The organism is Capnocytophaga sp. oral taxon 336 str. F0502 (assembly GCF_000411575.1).
Lineage (GTDB): Bacteria > Bacteroidota > Bacteroidia > Flavobacteriales > Flavobacteriaceae > Capnocytophaga > Capnocytophaga ochracea.
Window position 1 is genome coordinate 17,758 of record NZ_KE150490.1, and the last position, 17,203, is coordinate 34,960.

Here is a 17,203-nt window from a genome sequence, read left to right on the forward strand (position 1 = left end):
AATGAATAAGATAGATATTTTATTACTGGTAATTCTGGCTTTCGGAGCTGTACGTGGCTTTATGCGAGGGGTTATCATCGAAATGGCATCGCTATTAGCTATTGTGATAGGTATCTATGGGGCAATACACTTTTCGTTCTTTACAGCCTCGTTGTTAGACAAGATTCTACCTGCCGAAAAGCAAACCTTGGAGATCTTTGCATTTGGTATTACTCTCATTGTATTAATGTTGGGGGTAATGCTCTTAGCTAAAGTCCTTACCCAGATGCTTAAAATTGCCGAACTCGGTCTTCTGAACCGTTTAGCAGGAGCCTTGTTTGGCTTACTCAAAGTGGCTGTAATTGCAGGGTCGATGTTCTTGTTTTTAGAGCGTACCTTTCAAACCGAAAAGTGGCTCTCAGTCTCCGCTTTGAGTGAATCTCTTCTGTACAAACCCGTAAAGAGTATCAGTCAAGTAGTATACGCCAATGTATTTCCCGAGAAAGAGAAAAAAGAAGAGAAAAGTGAATAATAAATGGAAGGGTTAGTCTATAAATCTACAGGAAGCTGGTATACAGTGAAGGACGTCGCTACGGGGCAATTCTACGAGTGTCGCATCAAAGGCAAATTCCGCCTAAAAGGCATTAAGAACACAAATCCCATAGCCGTGGGCGACCGCGTGCTCTTTCGTTTGGAAGAGAGCAACAGAGGCGTCATTACCGAGATAAAAGAACGTGATAACTACATCATTCGTAAATCAGTAAACCTCTCTAAGCAAACTCATATCATCGCTTCCAATATCAACCTCGCTTTCTTGGTAGTAACCCTCAACAATCCGCCTACCTCTACTACTTTCATCGACCGTTTTTTGGTAACTGCCGAAGCCTATGGTATCAAAACCGTATTGCTTTTCAACAAAGTAGATACTTATACAGAAGATGAGCTCACCGAAGTGAAATACCTTGCTTCAATATACCGCAAGGCAGGTTATGAATGTATAGGTATTTCGGCTACTACGGGCGAAAATATCGATAAGGTAAAAGCTACTATGGAAGGAAAAACCTGCGTGGTATCAGGGCATTCTGGTGCGGGCAAGTCTACCCTCATCAATGCCATAGCTCCCAATTTACATCTCAAAACTGCCGAAATCTCTCAGCAACATCAGCAAGGTCAGCACACTACCACTTTTGCCGAGATGTTTGATTTGCCTTTTGGGGCACGCATTATCGATACTCCAGGTATCAAAGGCTTTGGTATGGTAGAAATCGAAAAAGAAGAACTCACCGACTATTTTCCCGAGTTTTTCGCTCTCAAACACCAATGTAAGTTCAATAATTGTCTCCATACCGATGAACCCCAATGCGCTGTAAAAGCCGCCTTAGACCGCGATGAAATCGCTTGGTCGCGCTACAAAAGCTATCTCCAAATCCTAAAAGGTGAAGAAAGCGTATACCGAGAAGGCGAAGGAGAGTAACGCAAAAAACAATATTAAAATAAAACACCTCCCTCTTACAAACAACAGACCTCCTATTGGAGGTCTGTTTTCTTTCGTTTTATTTCTGTGTAAATATCCTTTATAGCAGTTTGAAAATCAAATCTTTATATAGCTATCCTATACCAATCGTCCAAGATTCGTATAAGCTTCCTATAAGCTTTCTATAAGCTCCCTACTACTAAAAAAGAGGTTATTTAAAGAATAAATGTGGGAAAAGAGTTTCGATTGATTTCTTAACGAAAGCTATTTTTAATGTTGCTCTGAGAAATCCCCAACCATAACTAAAAAACTGTACCAAAAGCGCCCAAACCGATAAAAATCCTATCTTCACACTGCGGTTCTCTCGGGCACTGTCCCACCCTATCAATATAAAATAAGAAACGTATACAAGCAAGGGAGCGATGTGTCCAAAAAAGACTAACAGTATAGCGCCACAAAGTCCCAAGGCAAAGCAAGTAGGCAACCAAAAAGTCAGCTTGCGCGTTTGTGGGTGCCAATGGTTAAGGATAGCCCGCGTTTGTCCAAATTTACTCACTTGGGTACGGAATTTCGCCCACGAAATGCGCCGTTTGTGAAACACAAAAGCGGTAGGAATAAAAGCCGAATCAAAACCCTTTTCCCAAAGGCGTATCACTAAATCAGGGTCTTCACCAGGGTGTATTTTCCCAAAACCTCCCGTCGCCTCAAAAGCTTTACGCGATAAACCCATATTAAAACTGCGAGGTTCAAACCGCTGAATACGCTTTTGGCTACCGCGAATGCCCCCCGTAGTCAGCAAAGAAGTCATCGTATAGTTAATAGCTTTCTGAATATTGGTAAAGTCATCAGTAGCAGTATCCGAGCCCCCAAAACAATCTACGTAATGGGCTTGCAAGAAGTCATCTACTGCTTCCAAATAATGAGAAGGCAAAATGCAATCGGAATCTAAAATGAGAAAATAATCGTGTTGAGCGCGTTGCATACCGTAATTGCGCGAGTCGCCCGGACCTGTATTAGGTTTAGAAAGATAAGTAATCGACAAATCGTTTTGGTATTTTTCACATATCTGCTCTGAGGTAATAGTAGAACCGTCCTCTATTACTACTACTTCAAAATCACCTTCGTAAGTTTGTGATGCAAGGCTGTTTAGCAGTTCGTCAAGTTCCTCAGGGCGATTGTATATAGGGATAATAAAACTATATTTCATCTGTTAAAGTAATGTTAAAATTAAAAGATTTTGTAACATCTCTATAATACCATACGTATAATATGCGTATAAGAATCGACAAAATTAAGGATTTTTTCTGAATGAGACAACTAAAAATTACCAAACAGGTAACCAACCGTGAAACTGCGTCTCTTGATAAGTATTTGCAAGAGATTGGTCGTGTAGATTTGATTACTGCTGATGAAGAGGTAGAATTGGCACAACGCATTAAGGCAGGCGATGTAGCCGCCTTAGAAAAACTTACCAAAGCCAATTTGCGCTTCGTGGTATCAGTAGCTAAACAATACCAAAACCAAGGGCTTACCCTGCCCGACCTTATCAACGAAGGGAACTTAGGGCTCATCAAAGCAGCACAACGCTTCGACGAAACCCGTGGATTCAAATTCATTTCCTACGCCGTATGGTGGATTCGCCAATCTATTCTCCAAGCCTTAGCCGAACAATCCCGTATTGTGCGCTTACCGCTGAATAAAATAGGTTCTATCAACAAAATTAACAAGATGTATGCTTACCTCGAGCAGGCGAACGAGCGTGTACCTTCAGCCGAAGAGATTGCACGCGAACTTGATATGTCGGTAAATGATGTGAAGGAATCTATGAAGAATGCAGGTCGCCACATTTCTATGGACGCACCTTTGGTAGAAGGAGAAGACTCTAACCTTTACGACGTGATTCGCAGTAACGAGTCACCTAACCCCGATAAAGCTTTAATATTAGATTCTTTGCGCACCGAGATAGAGCGCGCGCTCGAAACGCTTACCCCTCGCGAAGCCGATGTAGTTCGTTTGTATTTTGGTCTTTCCGACCAGCACGCAATGACCCTCGAAGAAATAGGTGAAACCTTCGACCTCACCCGCGAACGTGTACGTCAAATCAAAGAAAAAGCAATACGTCGCCTTAAACACACTTCCCGTAGTAAAATTCTAAAAACATACTTAGGCTAAGTGCGAGCCACACAAGCAATAATATCACACACTTTGCCAAAGTTTCACACTTTGGCAAAGTTTTTTTCTTACCTCTTATCTCTTACCTAAATAATGGACTACACTTGGAACTTTAAACCACTACCACCGCAAGCCATTGTCGCTACTTTGCAACAAGAGCTCAACATCAGTAAGCCTTTGGCGATTCTTTTAGCACAACGAGGCGTGACGACCTTTCAGCAAGCAAAAGATTTTTTCCGTCCTACACTCTCACAATTACATAATCCTTTTCTGATGAAAGGAATGAAAGAAGCCGTTGCTCGTTTAGATCGAGCCTTAAAAAGTAATGAAACAATCCTTATCTATGGCGATTACGATGTTGATGGTACTAGTGCCGTTTCCTTAATGGAGCGCTATCTTAGCAACTTCACTTCTAAATTGCACACCTACGTCCCTGACCGATATACCGAAGGCTATGGTATTTCTTTTCAAGGAATAGACTATGCCGAGGCGCAAGGTTGTACCCTCATCATTGCGCTCGACTGCGGTATCAAAGCCATTGATAAAGTAGAATATGCCAAAGAAAAAGGGATTGATTTTATCATTGCCGACCACCACCGTCCTTCGGAACAAGTGCCAGATGCTATTGCCGTGCTCGACCCCCAGCAAGCTGATTGTCCGTACCCATATAAAGAACTCTGTGGTTGTGGTTTAGGGTTTAAATTAGCCCAAGCTTATCACGAGTATTTACAACGCCCGTTCAGCGAACTCATTCCTCTTTTAGACTTAGTAGCCGTTGCTACTGCTGCCGATATCGTACCAATGGACGGTGAGAACCGTTGCTTGACGTACTTTGGGTTAGAAGTACTCAATAATAATCCATCGGCAGGCGTAAAAGCGCTTTTTGGTGAGCATCAAGGTAAAATTACCATAACCGATGTAGTGTTTAAAGCAGCACCTCGTGTGAATGCAGCAGGACGTATAGAACACGGCAAATACGCCGTTGCTCTCCTCACCGAAACCGATGAAGAACAAGCCGTACTTAAAGCTAAGGAAATAGACGCACTCAATACACATAGGAAAGAGCTGGACAGCAGTATCGCCGCCGAAGCTCTCAACCAAATAGAGGCAAATGGCGAGCAAGAACACTATACGTCGGTAGTGTTTAATGAAGAATGGCATAAAGGGGTGATAGGCATTGTCGCCTCTCGCCTTATAGAGCATTATTATCGTCCTACGGTAGTCTTTACTAAGAGTGGTAATAAGTATGCTGCTTCAGCGCGTTCGGTACAAGGATTTGATATTTACGAAGCTTTGGAACAATGCAGTGAGTATTTGGAGCAGTTTGGTGGTCATAAATACGCTGCCGGACTCACTTTGCGCCCTGAACAGTATCCGCTTTTCAAAAATGCCTTTGAAGAAGTAGTAAAGCAAACCATAGACTCTTCGCTTCGTATTCCCAAACTCTTTATAGATACCGCTTTGCCATTGAGCAAACTTACCCAAAAGTTGTATAACGTACTCAAACAGTTCGAGCCTTTCGGTCCTCTGAATCTCCCTCCGCTTTTCTATGCCGAAAGCGTAATAGATACCGGCTTTGCCAAACGTATCGGTAAAGATGAAGAACACTTAAAACTCACCTTAAAAGAAGTAGGTACTACCTCGTATTACGATGCAGTGGGCTTTGGCTTAGCACATAAACTCCCCATAGTAACCTCTGGCAGACCTTTCAGCATAGTATATTCAATAGAAGAAAATCAGTGGAATGGCAGAGTAAGTTTGCAGTTACAAATAAGAGATATAAAATAAAAAAGAGGTTATTAGAATACTATTCCAATAACCTCTTTTTTATTTGTTCCTCTACCTATTTCAAAGCCTCTAACGCTTTAACGTAGTTAGGTTCGTCTGTGGTTTCAGCTACTTGTTCTGTATAAACCACTTTCCCTTGCTCATCTAAAACTATTACACAACGTGATAATAACCCTTTTAAGGGAGTATCAGTAAAGACAATAGGGTAATGCTTTGCAAAATCACCTCTAAAGTCTGAAAGCATAGTGAGATTATCTATTCCTTCAGCAGCACAAAAGCGAGTAAGTGCAAAAGGAAGGTCTTTAGATACACAAAGGATAGCTACATTACTGAATTTAGAAGCTTCCACGTGAAATTTGCGCACAGAAGCTGCACATACCCCCGTATCTACACTCGGAAAAATATTTAGTACAACTTTCTTCCCTTGAAAGTCTTTGAGTGTTACTTCAGCTAAATCATTCCTTACAGCTGAAAAATTAGGAGCTATAGTACCCACTTTGGGAAGTTCTCCAACAGTATGAGCTGGTTGTTCGTGAAACGTAATATTTGCCATAAAATATAGTTATTATTAATAATATGAAAATAAACAAAAATAATGCCAAGGATTAAGTTTATAATAGGATTATTATTGAATACTTTCTGCAATGATATAACCACCCGTCCACGCATTTTGGAAGTTAAACCCTCCAGTAATAGCATCAATATCGAGTACTTCTCCTGCCAAATAGAGCTGAGGATGTAGCTTGCTCTCATAAGTCTTAAAGTTGATTTCAGAGAGTTTTACACCACCTGCTGTTACAAATTCTTCTTTGAAGGTAGCTTTGCCCTCTATGGGAAAACGATATTGGGTAAGAGCTTCAGCAAGCCGACGCAATTGTGCTTTGTTGATTTCTGCCCACACTTGTTCAGGAGCGATACCTGCATTTTCTAAAAGAGCAGACCATAAGCGTTTGGGGAGTTCAAAAAGTGAGAAGCTTTGCATTGCTTTGCGTCCGTTGTTTTGTTTAAACTCTTGGAGAACAGAGAGCGTTTCGTCATAAGAAAGCGCCTCTACGACGTTAGCAGTGAAATTTACTTCCATTAAGCATTGGTAGTTACATTCAGCAAGCACACGAGCCCCCCAAGCCGAGGCGCGCAATACCGCAGGTCCGCTAAAACCTGTATGGGTGAAGAGTAGTGGAGCAGTCTCAGTTATTTTTAGTGATTTTCCTTCTTTGCTAAGCAAACGTATAGAGGCATTTACAGCAATACCCGATAGTTCTTTTGTCCATTGGGTGGAAGTATGAAAGGTAAATAACGAAGGGACTGGTGCTATGATAGTATGCCCCAAATTAGCTAACAATTGCCATATTTTAGGGTTACTGCCGGTGGTAAAGACTACATTTCGAGCAATGTAGGTCTGCTTGGGCGTACTTACTTGCCAACCTCCGGGAGTAGGAGAGAAGGCTTGTACATTCTGCTCAGTGAAGAGCTCTATATGGTGTCTTTTTATTTCGTTGAGGAAGCAATTTACAATGCTCTCCGAAGTATTAGAAATAGGAAATACACGACCATCAGCTTCAGTTTTGAGAGGGACACCGTGAGCTTTAAACCAGTTCATTGTATCACCACACATAAAACGGTAGAAGGGACTGAGGAGTTCCTTATTGCCACGAGGATAGTTCTTTACAAGTTCTTGAGGAGTAAAAGTAGCGTTGGTGAGGTTACAGCGTCCTCCGCCCGAAATGCGCACTTTGTGGAGTACTTCTTTGCTTTTTTCGAGGATAGCAATCTTAAAGTTAGGGTGTTTTTCAGCAGTATTAATAGCGGTGAAGAAGCCAGCAGCTCCTCCACCGATAATAAGAAGGTCGTACATAGTTATTTTACCCCAATAAAGTTGAACTTATCGTCAAATTTGAGTTCTTGATCGTCGGTAAGTTCTGCTTCATATTTCTTTTTACTAAGGTTGCGCGATACTTCTTTAATAGATTCAAAAGGGAAAGTGGCACGTACGTGTGCTAATATTTTTTCGGGTACTACGTGATCGGGCACTTTGCCGTGACGAGCTTTAAGCTCTTTCCAATCGCCATCTCCGTTAAACTCTATTTCAAGCCCATCGCGAAAGATGACGGTATACTCTTCGTCCTTGTAATCGGTGTCTTTCCATACCGAAGCGATGTGGTCTACCAAGAAATGCTCGCGCACAAAGTTGATAGCATCGGCAGGAAGGTCGTTAAAAGTTACTTTTTTGTCTTGTGCTGAGGATACGCTGAAGGTAAGTGTAGCAGCAATGAGTAATAAAAAACGTTTCATTTTAGTCGTCTATTTTTAAGAATTTACCATTTAAGTTAAAAATGAGTTCTACCCCGTTAGAAAGGTCTACTTCGTATTTAATATGCCCTTTTTTAATTTCTTTAACGATTACATTAGGGTAGTTTTTGTGCACGTACTTAGTAATTTTTGTAGGAACAATCTTGGGTGAAACTTGTCCGTTGCGTGATTTCACTTCTTTCCAATTGCCATCAGCACGAAACTCTATTTCTGTGCCATCAGCAAAGAGCACGGTGTAGTCCTCTACTTTGCCTTTCTCGGTATCTTGCCATACCGAAACGATGCTATTAGCAGAAAAATGTTGCTTAATAAAACTTTGTGCATTGGCAGGCAAAGTACTTATAGGTACGAGGCCTTCGTCTTGAGCGGTAGCCACTCCAAAAGCAAGTAAAGAGAGGACTACTGTTGATAATGTTTTGAATGTATTCATCTTTTTATAATTGATATGTTTAAGGCGACAAAGGTAGCTAAAAATAAAAAAAGTACCAAATGAATGGTACTTTTTATTAGTCGTCTATTCTTAAAAATTGTCCTTTAGCATTGAATTCCAAATCGAGTCCGTTAGCGAGCTCTACCTCATAGCCATAGCGTTTCTTTTGGATTTTGTAGATATCCGTTTGAGGGTAGGTTTTCTTTACGTACTGAGCGATACCATTAGGAATAAGTTTTGCAGGTACAGCCTGAGTGCGAGTTTTCACTTCTTCCCAGTCGCCATTGCTATAGAATTCAATTTGAGTGCCATCATTAAAATACACTTTGTAATCTTGGTCGTGGAAATCGTCGTCTTTCCATACCGATGCGATATCATTTACTTTAAAGTGTTGTTTCACGAAAGCTTGCACCTTAGCTGGCAATTGTCCAAAAGTAATAGGAGTGTCTTTAGCTGACAAATCTTGTACTGCTATTACAGTCAATAAAAAAGTGGCGATAATTGATACTAATTTTTTCATCGTTTAATCTGTTTTTAAGTTTAACGGGGCAAAGATACTACCTAATTTGGGAAAGAATTGGGAATAATTATCCTTCCATCTACCATCACTAGCTTTCTATCTGCCATAGTAGCCAATTCTTCGTTATGGGTGACGATTACAAATGTCTGCTGGAATTCATTACGCAGTTGGAAAAAGAGTTGGTGTAGTTTTTCAGCACTTTCGGAATCGAGGTTCCCACTGGGTTCATCAGCGAATACTACCGAAGGGTGGTTCATCAGGGCACGTGCTACCGACACTCGTTGTTGTTCGCCTCCTGAAAGGGCATTGGGCTTATGGTCGGCACGCGAGGTGAGGTGCAAAAAGTCTAAGAGCTCCATCGCGCGCTTTTCGGCTTCTTTCTTACTTATCCCTTTGATGAGTGCAGGAATACAGATATTCTCCAAAGCAGTGAACTCAGGCAACAACTGGTGAAATTGAAAGATAAATCCGATATGTTCATTGCGGAATTTTGCTAAGGCTTTGGAGGATAACGACAATATATCCGTACCATTAATCACCAACGACGATGGTTTATTGGTATCTGGACTCTCCAAAGTACCTAAGATGTGTAACAGGGTAGTTTTTCCTGCTCCTGAAGCTCCTACTATTGATACGATTTCGCCTTTGGAAACGTTCACCGATACGCCTTTGAGCACTTCTAAATCTTTATAAGTTTTATGAATATTGGTAGCTTGAATCATTTATTTGGCATTTTGATAGATATATACTTCGGTAGCACCTATGCCGTATTTGGCATATTCGGCATCGTAGAAAGTAACGTTAGAATAACGCCCCAACAGGAATTCTAATTCGGTGCGCAACACGCCTTCACCTACTCCGTGAATAAACACAACCCGCTGGATACGCTGTGCAATGGCAAACTCTAACTGCCGGCGAGCGGTTTCGAGTTGTAGGGTAAGCATATCGTAGTTGGTCATATTCCTAGTAGAATTGACCAGTTGCTCAATGTGCAAATCTACTTCCATTGGAGGAATGTTACGCTCTTTTTTAGTGAGTGGCGATTTGTTCTTGCGCTTGCTCACCACATCTTTGCGCAAACTCTCTTCATCTATATTCGTAAAAGCATCTTTTAAAGGCGCTTCCTCTTCAATAACTATTATTTCCTCAGGGCGAAAAGTGAGCTCAAACCCTTCAGTGGTAAGCACTGTTACCTGCTGAGGCGTAAGGCGCACGATGTGTCCTTTAATGGTATCGTCTAATACTTCTATGTGATCTCCTATGTTCACAGTGCGAGGTGCGAGGTGCGAGCCGCACGGGCAGTTTATTTGTTAATTTGTTAATTTGCTAATTATCTTCTGGGTTTCTTATTTTCGTCGCTGGGTCTTGAAAATCTTCCTCATTTCTTGAGGATAGGTTGCGCGAAATGCGATAGATACCTATCATCAGTAGGCTTATGCCTATGATGAGTAACGCTTGGTCGTATTTGGGAAAAAGATAACGCGACAGTGCTACCAATATCCCTAAAATCATTAATATATAATTCATAAATTCGATTTATCAATTTGCTCATTTGCTAATTAGCTAATTGCTAATATTCCTTTTGCGAGTTCAATCATTCTTGGGTCGCCCGTGTGCTTATTAGGCTCATCTGAAAGTTTTACAGTAGGTACCCACTCGTTATCGCTGGTAAGTACTCCAGTGAGCTTCATCACTATGTTCATCGGACGTAAGCCTACATCATTAGTGAGGTCGGTACCTATCCCAAATGAAATACCTATTTTACCTTTACAAGCTTCGGTAATTGCTTGTACTTTTTTAGGGTTAAGTCCGTCAGAGAAGATAATGTATTTAGAGAGTGGGTCTATACCCATCTTCTTGTAGTGTGCTATTGTCTTTTCGGCAAAGACTATAGGGTCACCACTGTCGTGACGCACACCGTCGAACAACTTGCTGAACTTCTTGTCGAATTGCTTGAAAAACACATCGGTAGTATACGTATCGGATAGTGCTACCCCAAGGTCACCACGGTACACATCTACCCAGTGTTCGAGAGAGAGTGCATTAGCCATTTTGTAGCTGTACTCAGCTGCGTGGAACATAAACCACTCGTGAGCGTGAGTACCTATGGGTTTTACCTTGTATTTCATCGCAAAATGCACGTTGCTAGAGCCTATAAAAGTTTGGTTGTAGCCTTCCATTAAGGTATGCATCACGATGTCGTGCACGTGATACGAATGGCGACGACGGGTGCCAAATTCGGCAAATACCACTCCTAATTCTTTGTATAACAGTTCTTTTTCACGAGTATTAGCTATCACCTGCTCGTCTGTCCAAGCGGTCGCTTTGGTGAGTTTATAGAAGAGCTCGCTAATTATAGAAAGCAGGGGTACTTCCCAAAGTATCGTGCGATACCAGTAGCCCTCAACAGTTACCTGCAAGTCGCTACCGTTTTGTTCGATATGCACTTCCGAAGGGTCATAGCGATACCCTTCTAAAAAGTCTAAATACAGCGGACTCAAATAGGGGCAGTTATCTATCAAAAACTGCTTTTCAGCTTTGGTGAGTTTTAGTTTTGCCATATTGTTCACCTCTTCTCTCAAAGCCTCAGCAAAGCCATTGGGAAACTCGTGTTTGCCACGGTTGATAAAAGTGTAACGTGCCTTGTTTTTAGGAAATAACTGCACTACGCCACATTGCATAGTGAATTTGTAAAAATCGTTGTCTAATAATGAGTTTAGGATTGCAGACATATATTTTCAATTAACAATTTACAATGGATAATTAGTAAGTTCAAAAAACTTATTTTGGGCAAAGATAATAAATAAATTGCAATTATAACCGATTGCTTCCTAATTCTATTCCACCTATTTTTCGTCTTAGCTTTGGTTTAGATTCGATTAAAAAGAAATTAAATGTAGATAGCAATAATTTAGAATGATTTCTCTACCTGATTCAATGCTTCAATAATAATATCACAGCCTTCTTTTATTTCTTCTTCTGTAAGAGTAAGTGGAGGAGAAAGTCGTACGGCGCGGTGTTCAAACAAGAGCCAATACACAATGAGTCCTCTATCCTGACAGTAATTCACTACAAAATCGGCGATTTCGGCAGTCTTAACGATAACCGCTAACATCAATCCTTTACCATTTACGCTCTCAATGAGTGGGTGTTGCAAATACTTGCGGAAGAGTTTTTCTTTCTCCAAAGTTTGAGCTATCAGGTCAGTAGTGAGGAGCTGGTTGAGAGTTGCCAACGAGGCTGCTGCTATCACGGGGTTGCCTCCAAAGGTAGTGATATGCCCCATTTTAGGACTGTGTGCCAAGAGTTGCATACGCTCATACGACGACACGAATGCCCCTACCGGCATACCGCTTGCCATACCCTTGCCTATTGCGATAATATCAGGGGTAAAGCCATAGTTTTGGAAACCAAAGAGCTTTCCGGTGCGCCCGAAACCTGGTTGTATCTCGTCGATGATAAGCAGGGCTCCCACTTCTTCACAACGGCGTTTTACCTTGATGAGATAGTCGTTTTGGGGTTCGATAAACCCTGCTCCCCCTTGGATACTTTCCAAGACCACACCTGCTGTGCGTTCGGTGATTTTCAGGATATCGGCTTCGTTGTTGAACTCTATAAAATCTACATCGGGAATCAGCGGACGATAAGCGCGTTTGCGTTCTTCATAACCCATTAGGCTCATTGAGCCTTGTGTATTCCCGTGGTAGGCATTTTTGGCAGCAATGAGTTGAGTGCGACCCGTAGCGCGTTTGGCTAATTTCACCGAGCCCTCAATAGCTTCCGTACCCGAGTTTACCAAATAAGTAGTATTGAGCTCTGGTGGTAACTGCTCGGCGAGGAGTTTGCAGAAGTCTACCGCCGGTTTTTGTACATACTCGCCGTAGACCATTACGTGCATATAGGTAGCGCACTGCTCTTGGATAGCCTTCACCACCGCAGGGTGACAATGCCCTAAGGTGCAAGCCGATACGCCTGCCACAAAATCTAAATAACGTTTGCCATCGGTAGTATAGATATAGCTACCCTCAGCGCGTTCTACTTCCAACAATTGTGGATAAGGCGAGGTGGGGGCTTGATATTTTAAAAAATCTTGCTGTTGATTCATACTTTTCATTCTTAACTTTTTCATTTTTCACTATTGCCCGTCTAATAATCTATCCAAGCTTACAATGTCTTGAATAAGCACTTGTCTTGCCTTACTGCCTTCAAACGGACCTACTACACCGGCGTGTTCTAATTGGTCGATAAGGCGACCCGCGCGGTTGTAACCTAATTTCAGTTTGCGTTGCAAGAGGGAAGCTGAACCTTGTTGCGCATTCACTACCACTTCGGCAGCTTCGCGGAACATAGGGTCACGCTCCGAGGGGTCGAAGTCTAAATCTACACCCTCTCCCTCAGGTCCTACATACTCAGGAAGCAAGTACGCATCGGGGTAAGCGCGCTGTGCCCCAATGAAGTCAGTAATGTGTTTTATTTCGGGGGTATCTACAAAAGCACATTGTATACGTACGGGTTCATTTCCTTGCGAGTAGAGCATATCACCTCGTCCAATGAGCTGTTCTGCTCCTGAGCCGTCCAAGATGATTTTAGAGTCGATTTTAGAGCTTACCTTAAAGGCAATACGCGTAGGAAAGTTGGCTTTAATAATACCAGTAATCACATTGGTCGATGGACGTTGAGTAGCGATAATCAAGTGAATACCAATGGCACGGGCAAGCTGTGCCAATCGTGCAATAGGAAGTTCTACCTCCTTGCCTGCTGTCATTATCAGGTCGGCAAACTCATCTACCACCAATACGATGTAAGGTAAGAAGCGGTGTCCCTCGTTAGGGTTTAGCTGTCGCGCTTTAAACTTAGCATTGTACTCTTTGATGTTGCGCACTTGGGCATTTTTCAGCAGTTCGTAGCGGTTGTCCATCTCTATACAGAGGGAGTTTAGCGTGTTCACCACCTTTTTGTTATCGGTAATAATTGCTTCTTCACTATCGGGCAATTTAGCGAGGAAGTGACGTTCTATACGCTCAAATATCGAGAGTTCTACCTTTTTAGGGTCTACTAACACAAACTTCACTTCGGCTGGGTGCTTCTTGTAGAGTAGCGAACTGAGCACTACATTTATCCCTACTGATTTACCTTGTCCGGTTGCTCCCGCCATTAGTAGGTGAGGCATTTTGGTAAGGTCGGCTACAAAAGTTTCGTTGCTAATTGTTTTTCCGAAGGCGATAGGCAGTTCCATTTCGGCGTGTTGGAATCGCGGTGCGGTAATCATCGTGCGCATATACACCATTGTAGGCTTCTTGTTTGGCACTTCAATACCTATCGTACCTTTTCCTGGAATAGGTGCGATAATACGAATACCAAGTGCTGCCAATGAAAGAGCTATGTCGTCTTCTAAGTTCTTGATTTTTGCAATACGTGTCCCCGCTTCGGGTACAATTTCGTAAAGAGTAACGGTAGGACCTATGGTCGCCTTTATCTTCTCTATTTTAATTTTGTAATCGTTCAGCGTTTGTACGATTGTATTCTTGTTTTCCTCCAATTCCTCTTGGTTAATAACAATACCACTGTCTTTGGGGTCGTCTAAGAGGTCGAGTGTAGGGAAACGGTAATCGCTAAGTTCTAACGTTGGGTCATACTCTCCATAGTTCTCTACCAATTGCTTAGCCAGAGCCTCGGGGTCTATTGCCTCTGTTGGCTGAGTAGGCGTTACCGTAAAATCAGGTTGTTCCTCTTCGGGAATATTAGTGATTTCCAATCCTCCCTCTTGTCCATCAAGGCGCGGAATTTCCTTTTTATGGGTAAAAGGGTCTAACTTTTCATTTTCACCCTGTGGAATGATAAAGTCTAAATCGCCCTCATCAGTAGTAAATTCTATGGAATTAGGCTCTTTTTCTATACTTTCAAAGCTGTTTTCCTCCTCATCGCCTTGCTCCTGTTCTTCTTCTCCTTCGCGTTTCAGTTTAGAAAATGTGTTTTGGAAGAAACTAACAGTCTTTTCAGTAGTGAGATTTAGTTTGAAAATGGCATAGAGTACCACTATAAGTACCAAAAGAAGTATAGTGCCCAATTTGCCCAAATAGTCTTGTAGAAAATGGTTTAGTTCATAGCCCGAAACACCTGCTAATATGGTAGCTTTCCCTCCCAAAAATCCTAAGGCGGTTGAAGTGAATACCATTAACAGAATCCCCCAGAACCAGCGGTTTAGCAATGACTTTTTCATATTCAGGATAAGTTTCATCCCTGAGAGAAATAGAAGCCACACAGGAAAGATAACTGCCAGTCCAAAACCTTTATATACAAATAACTGCCCCAAATAGGCTCCTATCTTACTGCCTATATTGTCAGCAATTTCTTCCCGATTGCTCAAATCTGCCCATCCACTTTGGTCAGTCTGCCACGAGAAGAAGAATGACGAAAAGGTAAATACCAAATACAGCGATAGCAGTACTAAAAATACGCCAAAAGCCAATTTGCGCTGTTGAGGTTTATTAGTATCCTTCTTCTTCTTTTGTGTTTCTTGTGGTTGTTTCTTTTTAGCCATTTATAGTTAAGCGTTTTTTCAATTAAATTTTATATAATGTCAGTTCAATTGCGTTTTATCTGCTTGATTCTGAACCTCATTTATGTTAATTTCTGAGATGCAGTCTCACTCCTTGTATTTCACTTCTTCCAAAAACTGCACCTCATACAAGTTGCGGTAATAGCCGTTTTCTATTTGCAACAACTCCTCGTGATTGCCTATTTCCACTATCTTCCCTTTGTCTAATACTATTATTCTATCAGCTTTTTTCACGGTGGTAAGGCGGTGCGCAATGATGATGGACGTGCGCCCTTCGGTCATCTTATCGGTAGCCTCTTGTATGAGCTTTTCCGAATGCGAATCTACTGAAGACGTTGCCTCGTCCAAAATAAGAATTTGCGGTTTGTGTACATAGGCGCGCAAGAAAGCTATCAGCTGGCGTTGTCCTGCCGAAAGCATAACCCCACGCTCTTTCACGTTGTAATGATATCCCTCTGGCAAACTCATCAAAAAGTTGTGAACTCCTATACTCTTAGCAGCCGCAATCACTTCCTCTTCGGTGATAGCAGGATTTTTCAAGGTGATATTGTTGTAAATACTATCGGCAAATAGGAATACGTCTTGCAACACGGTAGCAATGTGCTCTCGTAGCGAACTGAGAGTATACTCCTCAATGTTCACCCCATCTATGTAAATCGCCCCCGAAGTCAAGTCGTAAAAACGGTTTAGCAAATTAGTGATAGTGGTCTTCCCTGCACCCGTTGCCCCTACAATCGCAATGGTTTCGCCTTCTTTTACCTCAAAACTAATGCCGTGCAAGATTTCTTCTCCTGCTACGTATTCAAAACGGACGTCTTCAAACTTAATATTACCTTTCACCTCCTTCAACTCTTTCTCTCCTCCGGTTTCAGTATCCGTTTCAGTATCCAAAATAGCAAATACGCGGTCAGAAGCGATAATGCCCATCTGCAAAGTGTTGAACTTATCGGCTATATGCCTAATGGGTCGGAATAACTGTTGCGAAAGTTGTATGAAAAGGAAGATATTCCCTAAGTCGTACACGTTCTCTCCTATAATTTGCCGACCGCCAAACCACACAATCAGCGCAATGGTAATCGATACACACAAGTCGCCAATCGGAAAGAAAATAGAGTTGTACCATATCGTTTTCAGCCACGCCTGTTTGTGTTTCTCGTTTATCTTTTTGAAATTCTCCAATTCTTCGCGCTCTTGCGCAAAAAGTTGTAGTACTTTAATACCCGAAATGCGCTCTTGTACAAAAGCGTTTAGGTTTGCTACTTCGTGACGTACCTCCACAAAAGCTGCCTTCATTGAACGTTGAAACCAACGCGTAAAGTACAAAATCAGAGGCATCGTAGCATAGCTGATAAGCGCCAATTTCCAATCAATCACAAACATTACAATCGTGATAACAAACATTTTCAGTATATCGCTTGCCATCTCAAAAAGCCCCGAACTGAAAATTTCGCCTATCCGTTCCATATCGTTCACCGCACGCGTTACCAATACACCTATGGACGATTTGTCAAAATACCGCATCTTAAAGCGCAACAAGTGCGCAAAAAGCTTTTCGCGTACATCGCGTATTACCGTTTGTCCCAGCCAGTTAGAGTAATAAGAAAACAGAAACTGCATCGTTACTTCCGCACATAGCAAAGCTATGAGTATGTACACAATGCGCACTAACCCCTCGTAATCCTTAGGAGTGATATAATTGTCAATCGCTACTTTTATCAGGTAAGGTTGTGCGGTCGAAAAGATAGACGATAGCACTGCAAAGAGAGCTACGGCTATAAATACCCCACGATAAGGTTTTACAAAGCGCGACAGCTGACGAAAAGTATGTTTAGTCCGAGATGTTTTTTCTGACATTGTTTTCTTTTAAGGTGGCAAAATTACGAACTAATTCCCAAATCCCCAAATTTAACACTCGTCATTTATTCCCCGTTTCTTCTATCTCACCCCAGTTCTACCTCGTCCCACCAGTCC

Annotated in this window: 17 protein-coding genes; 4 read left to right on the plus strand and 13 right to left on the minus strand. The window is 41.9% G+C overall.

All coding sequences use genetic code 11. From position 1 onward, the window contains the following. The first annotated feature begins 1 nt into the window (after position 1). Together HMPREF1528_RS05945 and rsgA are read left to right on the plus strand one after the other, a co-directional pair. Positions 2-511 carry a CvpA family protein gene (locus HMPREF1528_RS05945; protein WP_016479031.1) on the plus strand — a complete coding sequence of 170 codons (510 nt, stop codon included), beginning with the start codon at positions 2-4 and terminating at the stop codon, positions 509-511. A 3-nt stretch (positions 512-514) separates the two neighbouring features. After that, positions 515-1,453, plus strand: coding sequence for a ribosome small subunit-dependent GTPase A (gene rsgA / locus HMPREF1528_RS05950; RefSeq protein ID WP_016479032.1), 939 nt, complete (start codon positions 515-517; stop codon positions 1,451-1,453). A 211-nt stretch (positions 1,454-1,664) separates the two neighbouring features. On the opposite strand, the gene HMPREF1528_RS05955 is transcribed toward rsgA, so the two are convergent. Further along, on the minus strand, positions 1,665-2,660 hold the full coding sequence (locus HMPREF1528_RS05955) for a glycosyltransferase (protein ID WP_016479033.1): 996 nt from the start codon (positions 2,658-2,660) through the stop codon (positions 1,665-1,667). Between the two features lie 101 nt (positions 2,661-2,761). Between HMPREF1528_RS05955 and HMPREF1528_RS05960 the strand changes: the two genes are divergently transcribed. Next, positions 2,762-3,625, plus strand: coding sequence for an RNA polymerase sigma factor RpoD/SigA (locus HMPREF1528_RS05960; RefSeq protein WP_002673542.1), 864 nt, complete (start codon positions 2,762-2,764; stop codon positions 3,623-3,625). Between the two features lie 93 nt (positions 3,626-3,718). Beyond that, a complete protein-coding gene (recJ, locus tag HMPREF1528_RS05965) occupies positions 3,719-5,413 on the plus strand; it encodes a single-stranded-DNA-specific exonuclease RecJ (RefSeq protein WP_016479034.1) in 1,695 nt (564 codons plus the stop codon). A gap of 55 nt (positions 5,414-5,468) precedes the next feature. Here the strand turns inward: recJ and tpx are convergent, their stop codons facing one another. From tpx to HMPREF1528_RS06020, 12 genes are all read right to left on the minus strand, one after another. Next, positions 5,469-5,966, minus strand: a complete 498-nt coding sequence (gene tpx, locus HMPREF1528_RS05970) for a thiol peroxidase (protein WP_016479035.1) — start codon at positions 5,964-5,966, stop codon at positions 5,469-5,471. A 72-nt stretch (positions 5,967-6,038) separates the two neighbouring features. After that, on the minus strand, positions 6,039-7,268 hold the full coding sequence (locus HMPREF1528_RS05975) for an NAD(P)/FAD-dependent oxidoreductase (protein ID WP_016479036.1): 1,230 nt from the start codon (positions 7,266-7,268) through the stop codon (positions 6,039-6,041). Between the two features lie 2 nt (positions 7,269-7,270). Continuing rightward, positions 7,271-7,705, minus strand: a complete 435-nt coding sequence (locus tag HMPREF1528_RS05980; RefSeq protein WP_016479037.1) for a PepSY-like domain-containing protein — start codon at positions 7,703-7,705, stop codon at positions 7,271-7,273. A 1-nt stretch (position 7,706) separates the two neighbouring features. Then, a complete protein-coding gene (locus tag HMPREF1528_RS05985) occupies positions 7,707-8,153 on the minus strand; it encodes a PepSY-like domain-containing protein (RefSeq protein ID WP_016479038.1) in 447 nt (148 codons plus the stop codon). Positions 8,154-8,229: 76 nt separating this feature from the next. Next, positions 8,230-8,673, minus strand: coding sequence for a PepSY-like domain-containing protein (locus HMPREF1528_RS05990; protein ID WP_016479039.1), 444 nt, complete (start codon positions 8,671-8,673; stop codon positions 8,230-8,232). Between the two features lie 41 nt (positions 8,674-8,714). Next, positions 8,715-9,395 carry an ABC transporter ATP-binding protein gene (locus HMPREF1528_RS05995; RefSeq protein ID WP_016479040.1) on the minus strand — a complete coding sequence of 227 codons (681 nt, stop codon included), beginning with the start codon at positions 9,393-9,395 and terminating at the stop codon, positions 8,715-8,717. Then, entirely contained in the window at positions 9,396-9,941 is a 546-nt protein-coding gene (locus tag HMPREF1528_RS06000) for a Smr/MutS family protein (protein WP_016479041.1), read from the minus strand. A 58-nt stretch (positions 9,942-9,999) separates the two neighbouring features. Beyond that, positions 10,000-10,200 (minus strand): hypothetical protein, encoded by a 201-nt coding sequence (locus HMPREF1528_RS12230; RefSeq protein ID WP_002673515.1) that lies wholly within the window; start codon positions 10,198-10,200, stop codon positions 10,000-10,002. A gap of 32 nt (positions 10,201-10,232) precedes the next feature. Beyond that, the gene (gene pncB, locus HMPREF1528_RS06005; RefSeq protein ID WP_016479042.1) at positions 10,233-11,405 is read right to left on the minus strand and encodes a nicotinate phosphoribosyltransferase; all 1,173 of its coding nucleotides are present in this window, start codon (positions 11,403-11,405) and stop codon (positions 10,233-10,235) included. Positions 11,406-11,584: 179 nt separating this feature from the next. Then, complete coding sequence (locus HMPREF1528_RS06010; protein ID WP_016479043.1) at positions 11,585-12,778, minus strand: aspartate aminotransferase family protein; 1,194 nt, start codon at positions 12,776-12,778, stop codon at positions 11,585-11,587. A 30-nt stretch (positions 12,779-12,808) separates the two neighbouring features. Then, on the minus strand, positions 12,809-15,214 hold the full coding sequence (locus HMPREF1528_RS06015; RefSeq protein WP_016479044.1) for an FtsK/SpoIIIE family DNA translocase: 2,406 nt from the start codon (positions 15,212-15,214) through the stop codon (positions 12,809-12,811). 105 nt (positions 15,215-15,319) lie between these two features. Then, a complete protein-coding gene (locus HMPREF1528_RS06020; RefSeq protein ID WP_015781661.1) occupies positions 15,320-17,086 on the minus strand; it encodes an ABC transporter ATP-binding protein in 1,767 nt (588 codons plus the stop codon). Positions 17,087-17,203: the final 117 nt, after the last annotated feature.

What these genes read in the sequence shown, in the direction of transcription:
- HMPREF1528_RS05980 (WP_016479037.1), bottom strand. Translation starts at nt 7,705, where the DNA reads ATGAAACGTTTTTTATTACTCATTGCTGCTACACTTACCTTCAGCGTA.
- HMPREF1528_RS05945 (WP_016479031.1), top strand. Translation starts at nt 2, where the DNA reads ATGAATAAGATAGATATTTTATTACTGGTAATTCTGGCTTTCGGAGCT.
- HMPREF1528_RS06020 (WP_015781661.1), bottom strand. Translation starts at nt 17,086, where the DNA reads ATGTCAGAAAAAACATCTCGGACTAAACATACTTTTCGTCAGCTGTCG.
- tpx (WP_016479035.1), bottom strand. Translation starts at nt 5,966, where the DNA reads ATGGCAAATATTACGTTTCACGAACAACCAGCTCATACTGTTGGAGAA.
- HMPREF1528_RS05955 (WP_016479033.1), bottom strand. Translation starts at nt 2,660, where the DNA reads ATGAAATATAGTTTTATTATCCCTATATACAATCGCCCTGAGGAACTT.
- rsgA (WP_016479032.1), top strand. Translation starts at nt 515, where the DNA reads ATGGAAGGGTTAGTCTATAAATCTACAGGAAGCTGGTATACAGTGAAG.
- recJ (WP_016479034.1), top strand. Translation starts at nt 3,719, where the DNA reads ATGGACTACACTTGGAACTTTAAACCACTACCACCGCAAGCCATTGTC.
- pncB (WP_016479042.1), bottom strand. Translation starts at nt 11,405, where the DNA reads ATGTCTGCAATCCTAAACTCATTATTAGACAACGATTTTTACAAATTC.
- HMPREF1528_RS06010 (WP_016479043.1), bottom strand. Translation starts at nt 12,778, where the DNA reads ATGAATCAACAGCAAGATTTTTTAAAATATCAAGCCCCCACCTCGCCT.
- HMPREF1528_RS06015 (WP_016479044.1), bottom strand. Translation starts at nt 15,214, where the DNA reads ATGGCTAAAAAGAAACAACCACAAGAAACACAAAAGAAGAAGAAGGAT.
- HMPREF1528_RS12230 (WP_002673515.1), bottom strand. Translation starts at nt 10,200, where the DNA reads ATGAATTATATATTAATGATTTTAGGGATATTGGTAGCACTGTCGCGT.
- HMPREF1528_RS05985 (WP_016479038.1), bottom strand. Translation starts at nt 8,153, where the DNA reads ATGAATACATTCAAAACATTATCAACAGTAGTCCTCTCTTTACTTGCT.
- HMPREF1528_RS05995 (WP_016479040.1), bottom strand. Translation starts at nt 9,395, where the DNA reads ATGATTCAAGCTACCAATATTCATAAAACTTATAAAGATTTAGAAGTG.
- HMPREF1528_RS05960 (WP_002673542.1), top strand. Translation starts at nt 2,762, where the DNA reads ATGAGACAACTAAAAATTACCAAACAGGTAACCAACCGTGAAACTGCG.
- HMPREF1528_RS05975 (WP_016479036.1), bottom strand. Translation starts at nt 7,268, where the DNA reads ATGTACGACCTTCTTATTATCGGTGGAGGAGCTGCTGGCTTCTTCACC.
- HMPREF1528_RS05990 (WP_016479039.1), bottom strand. Translation starts at nt 8,673, where the DNA reads ATGAAAAAATTAGTATCAATTATCGCCACTTTTTTATTGACTGTAATA.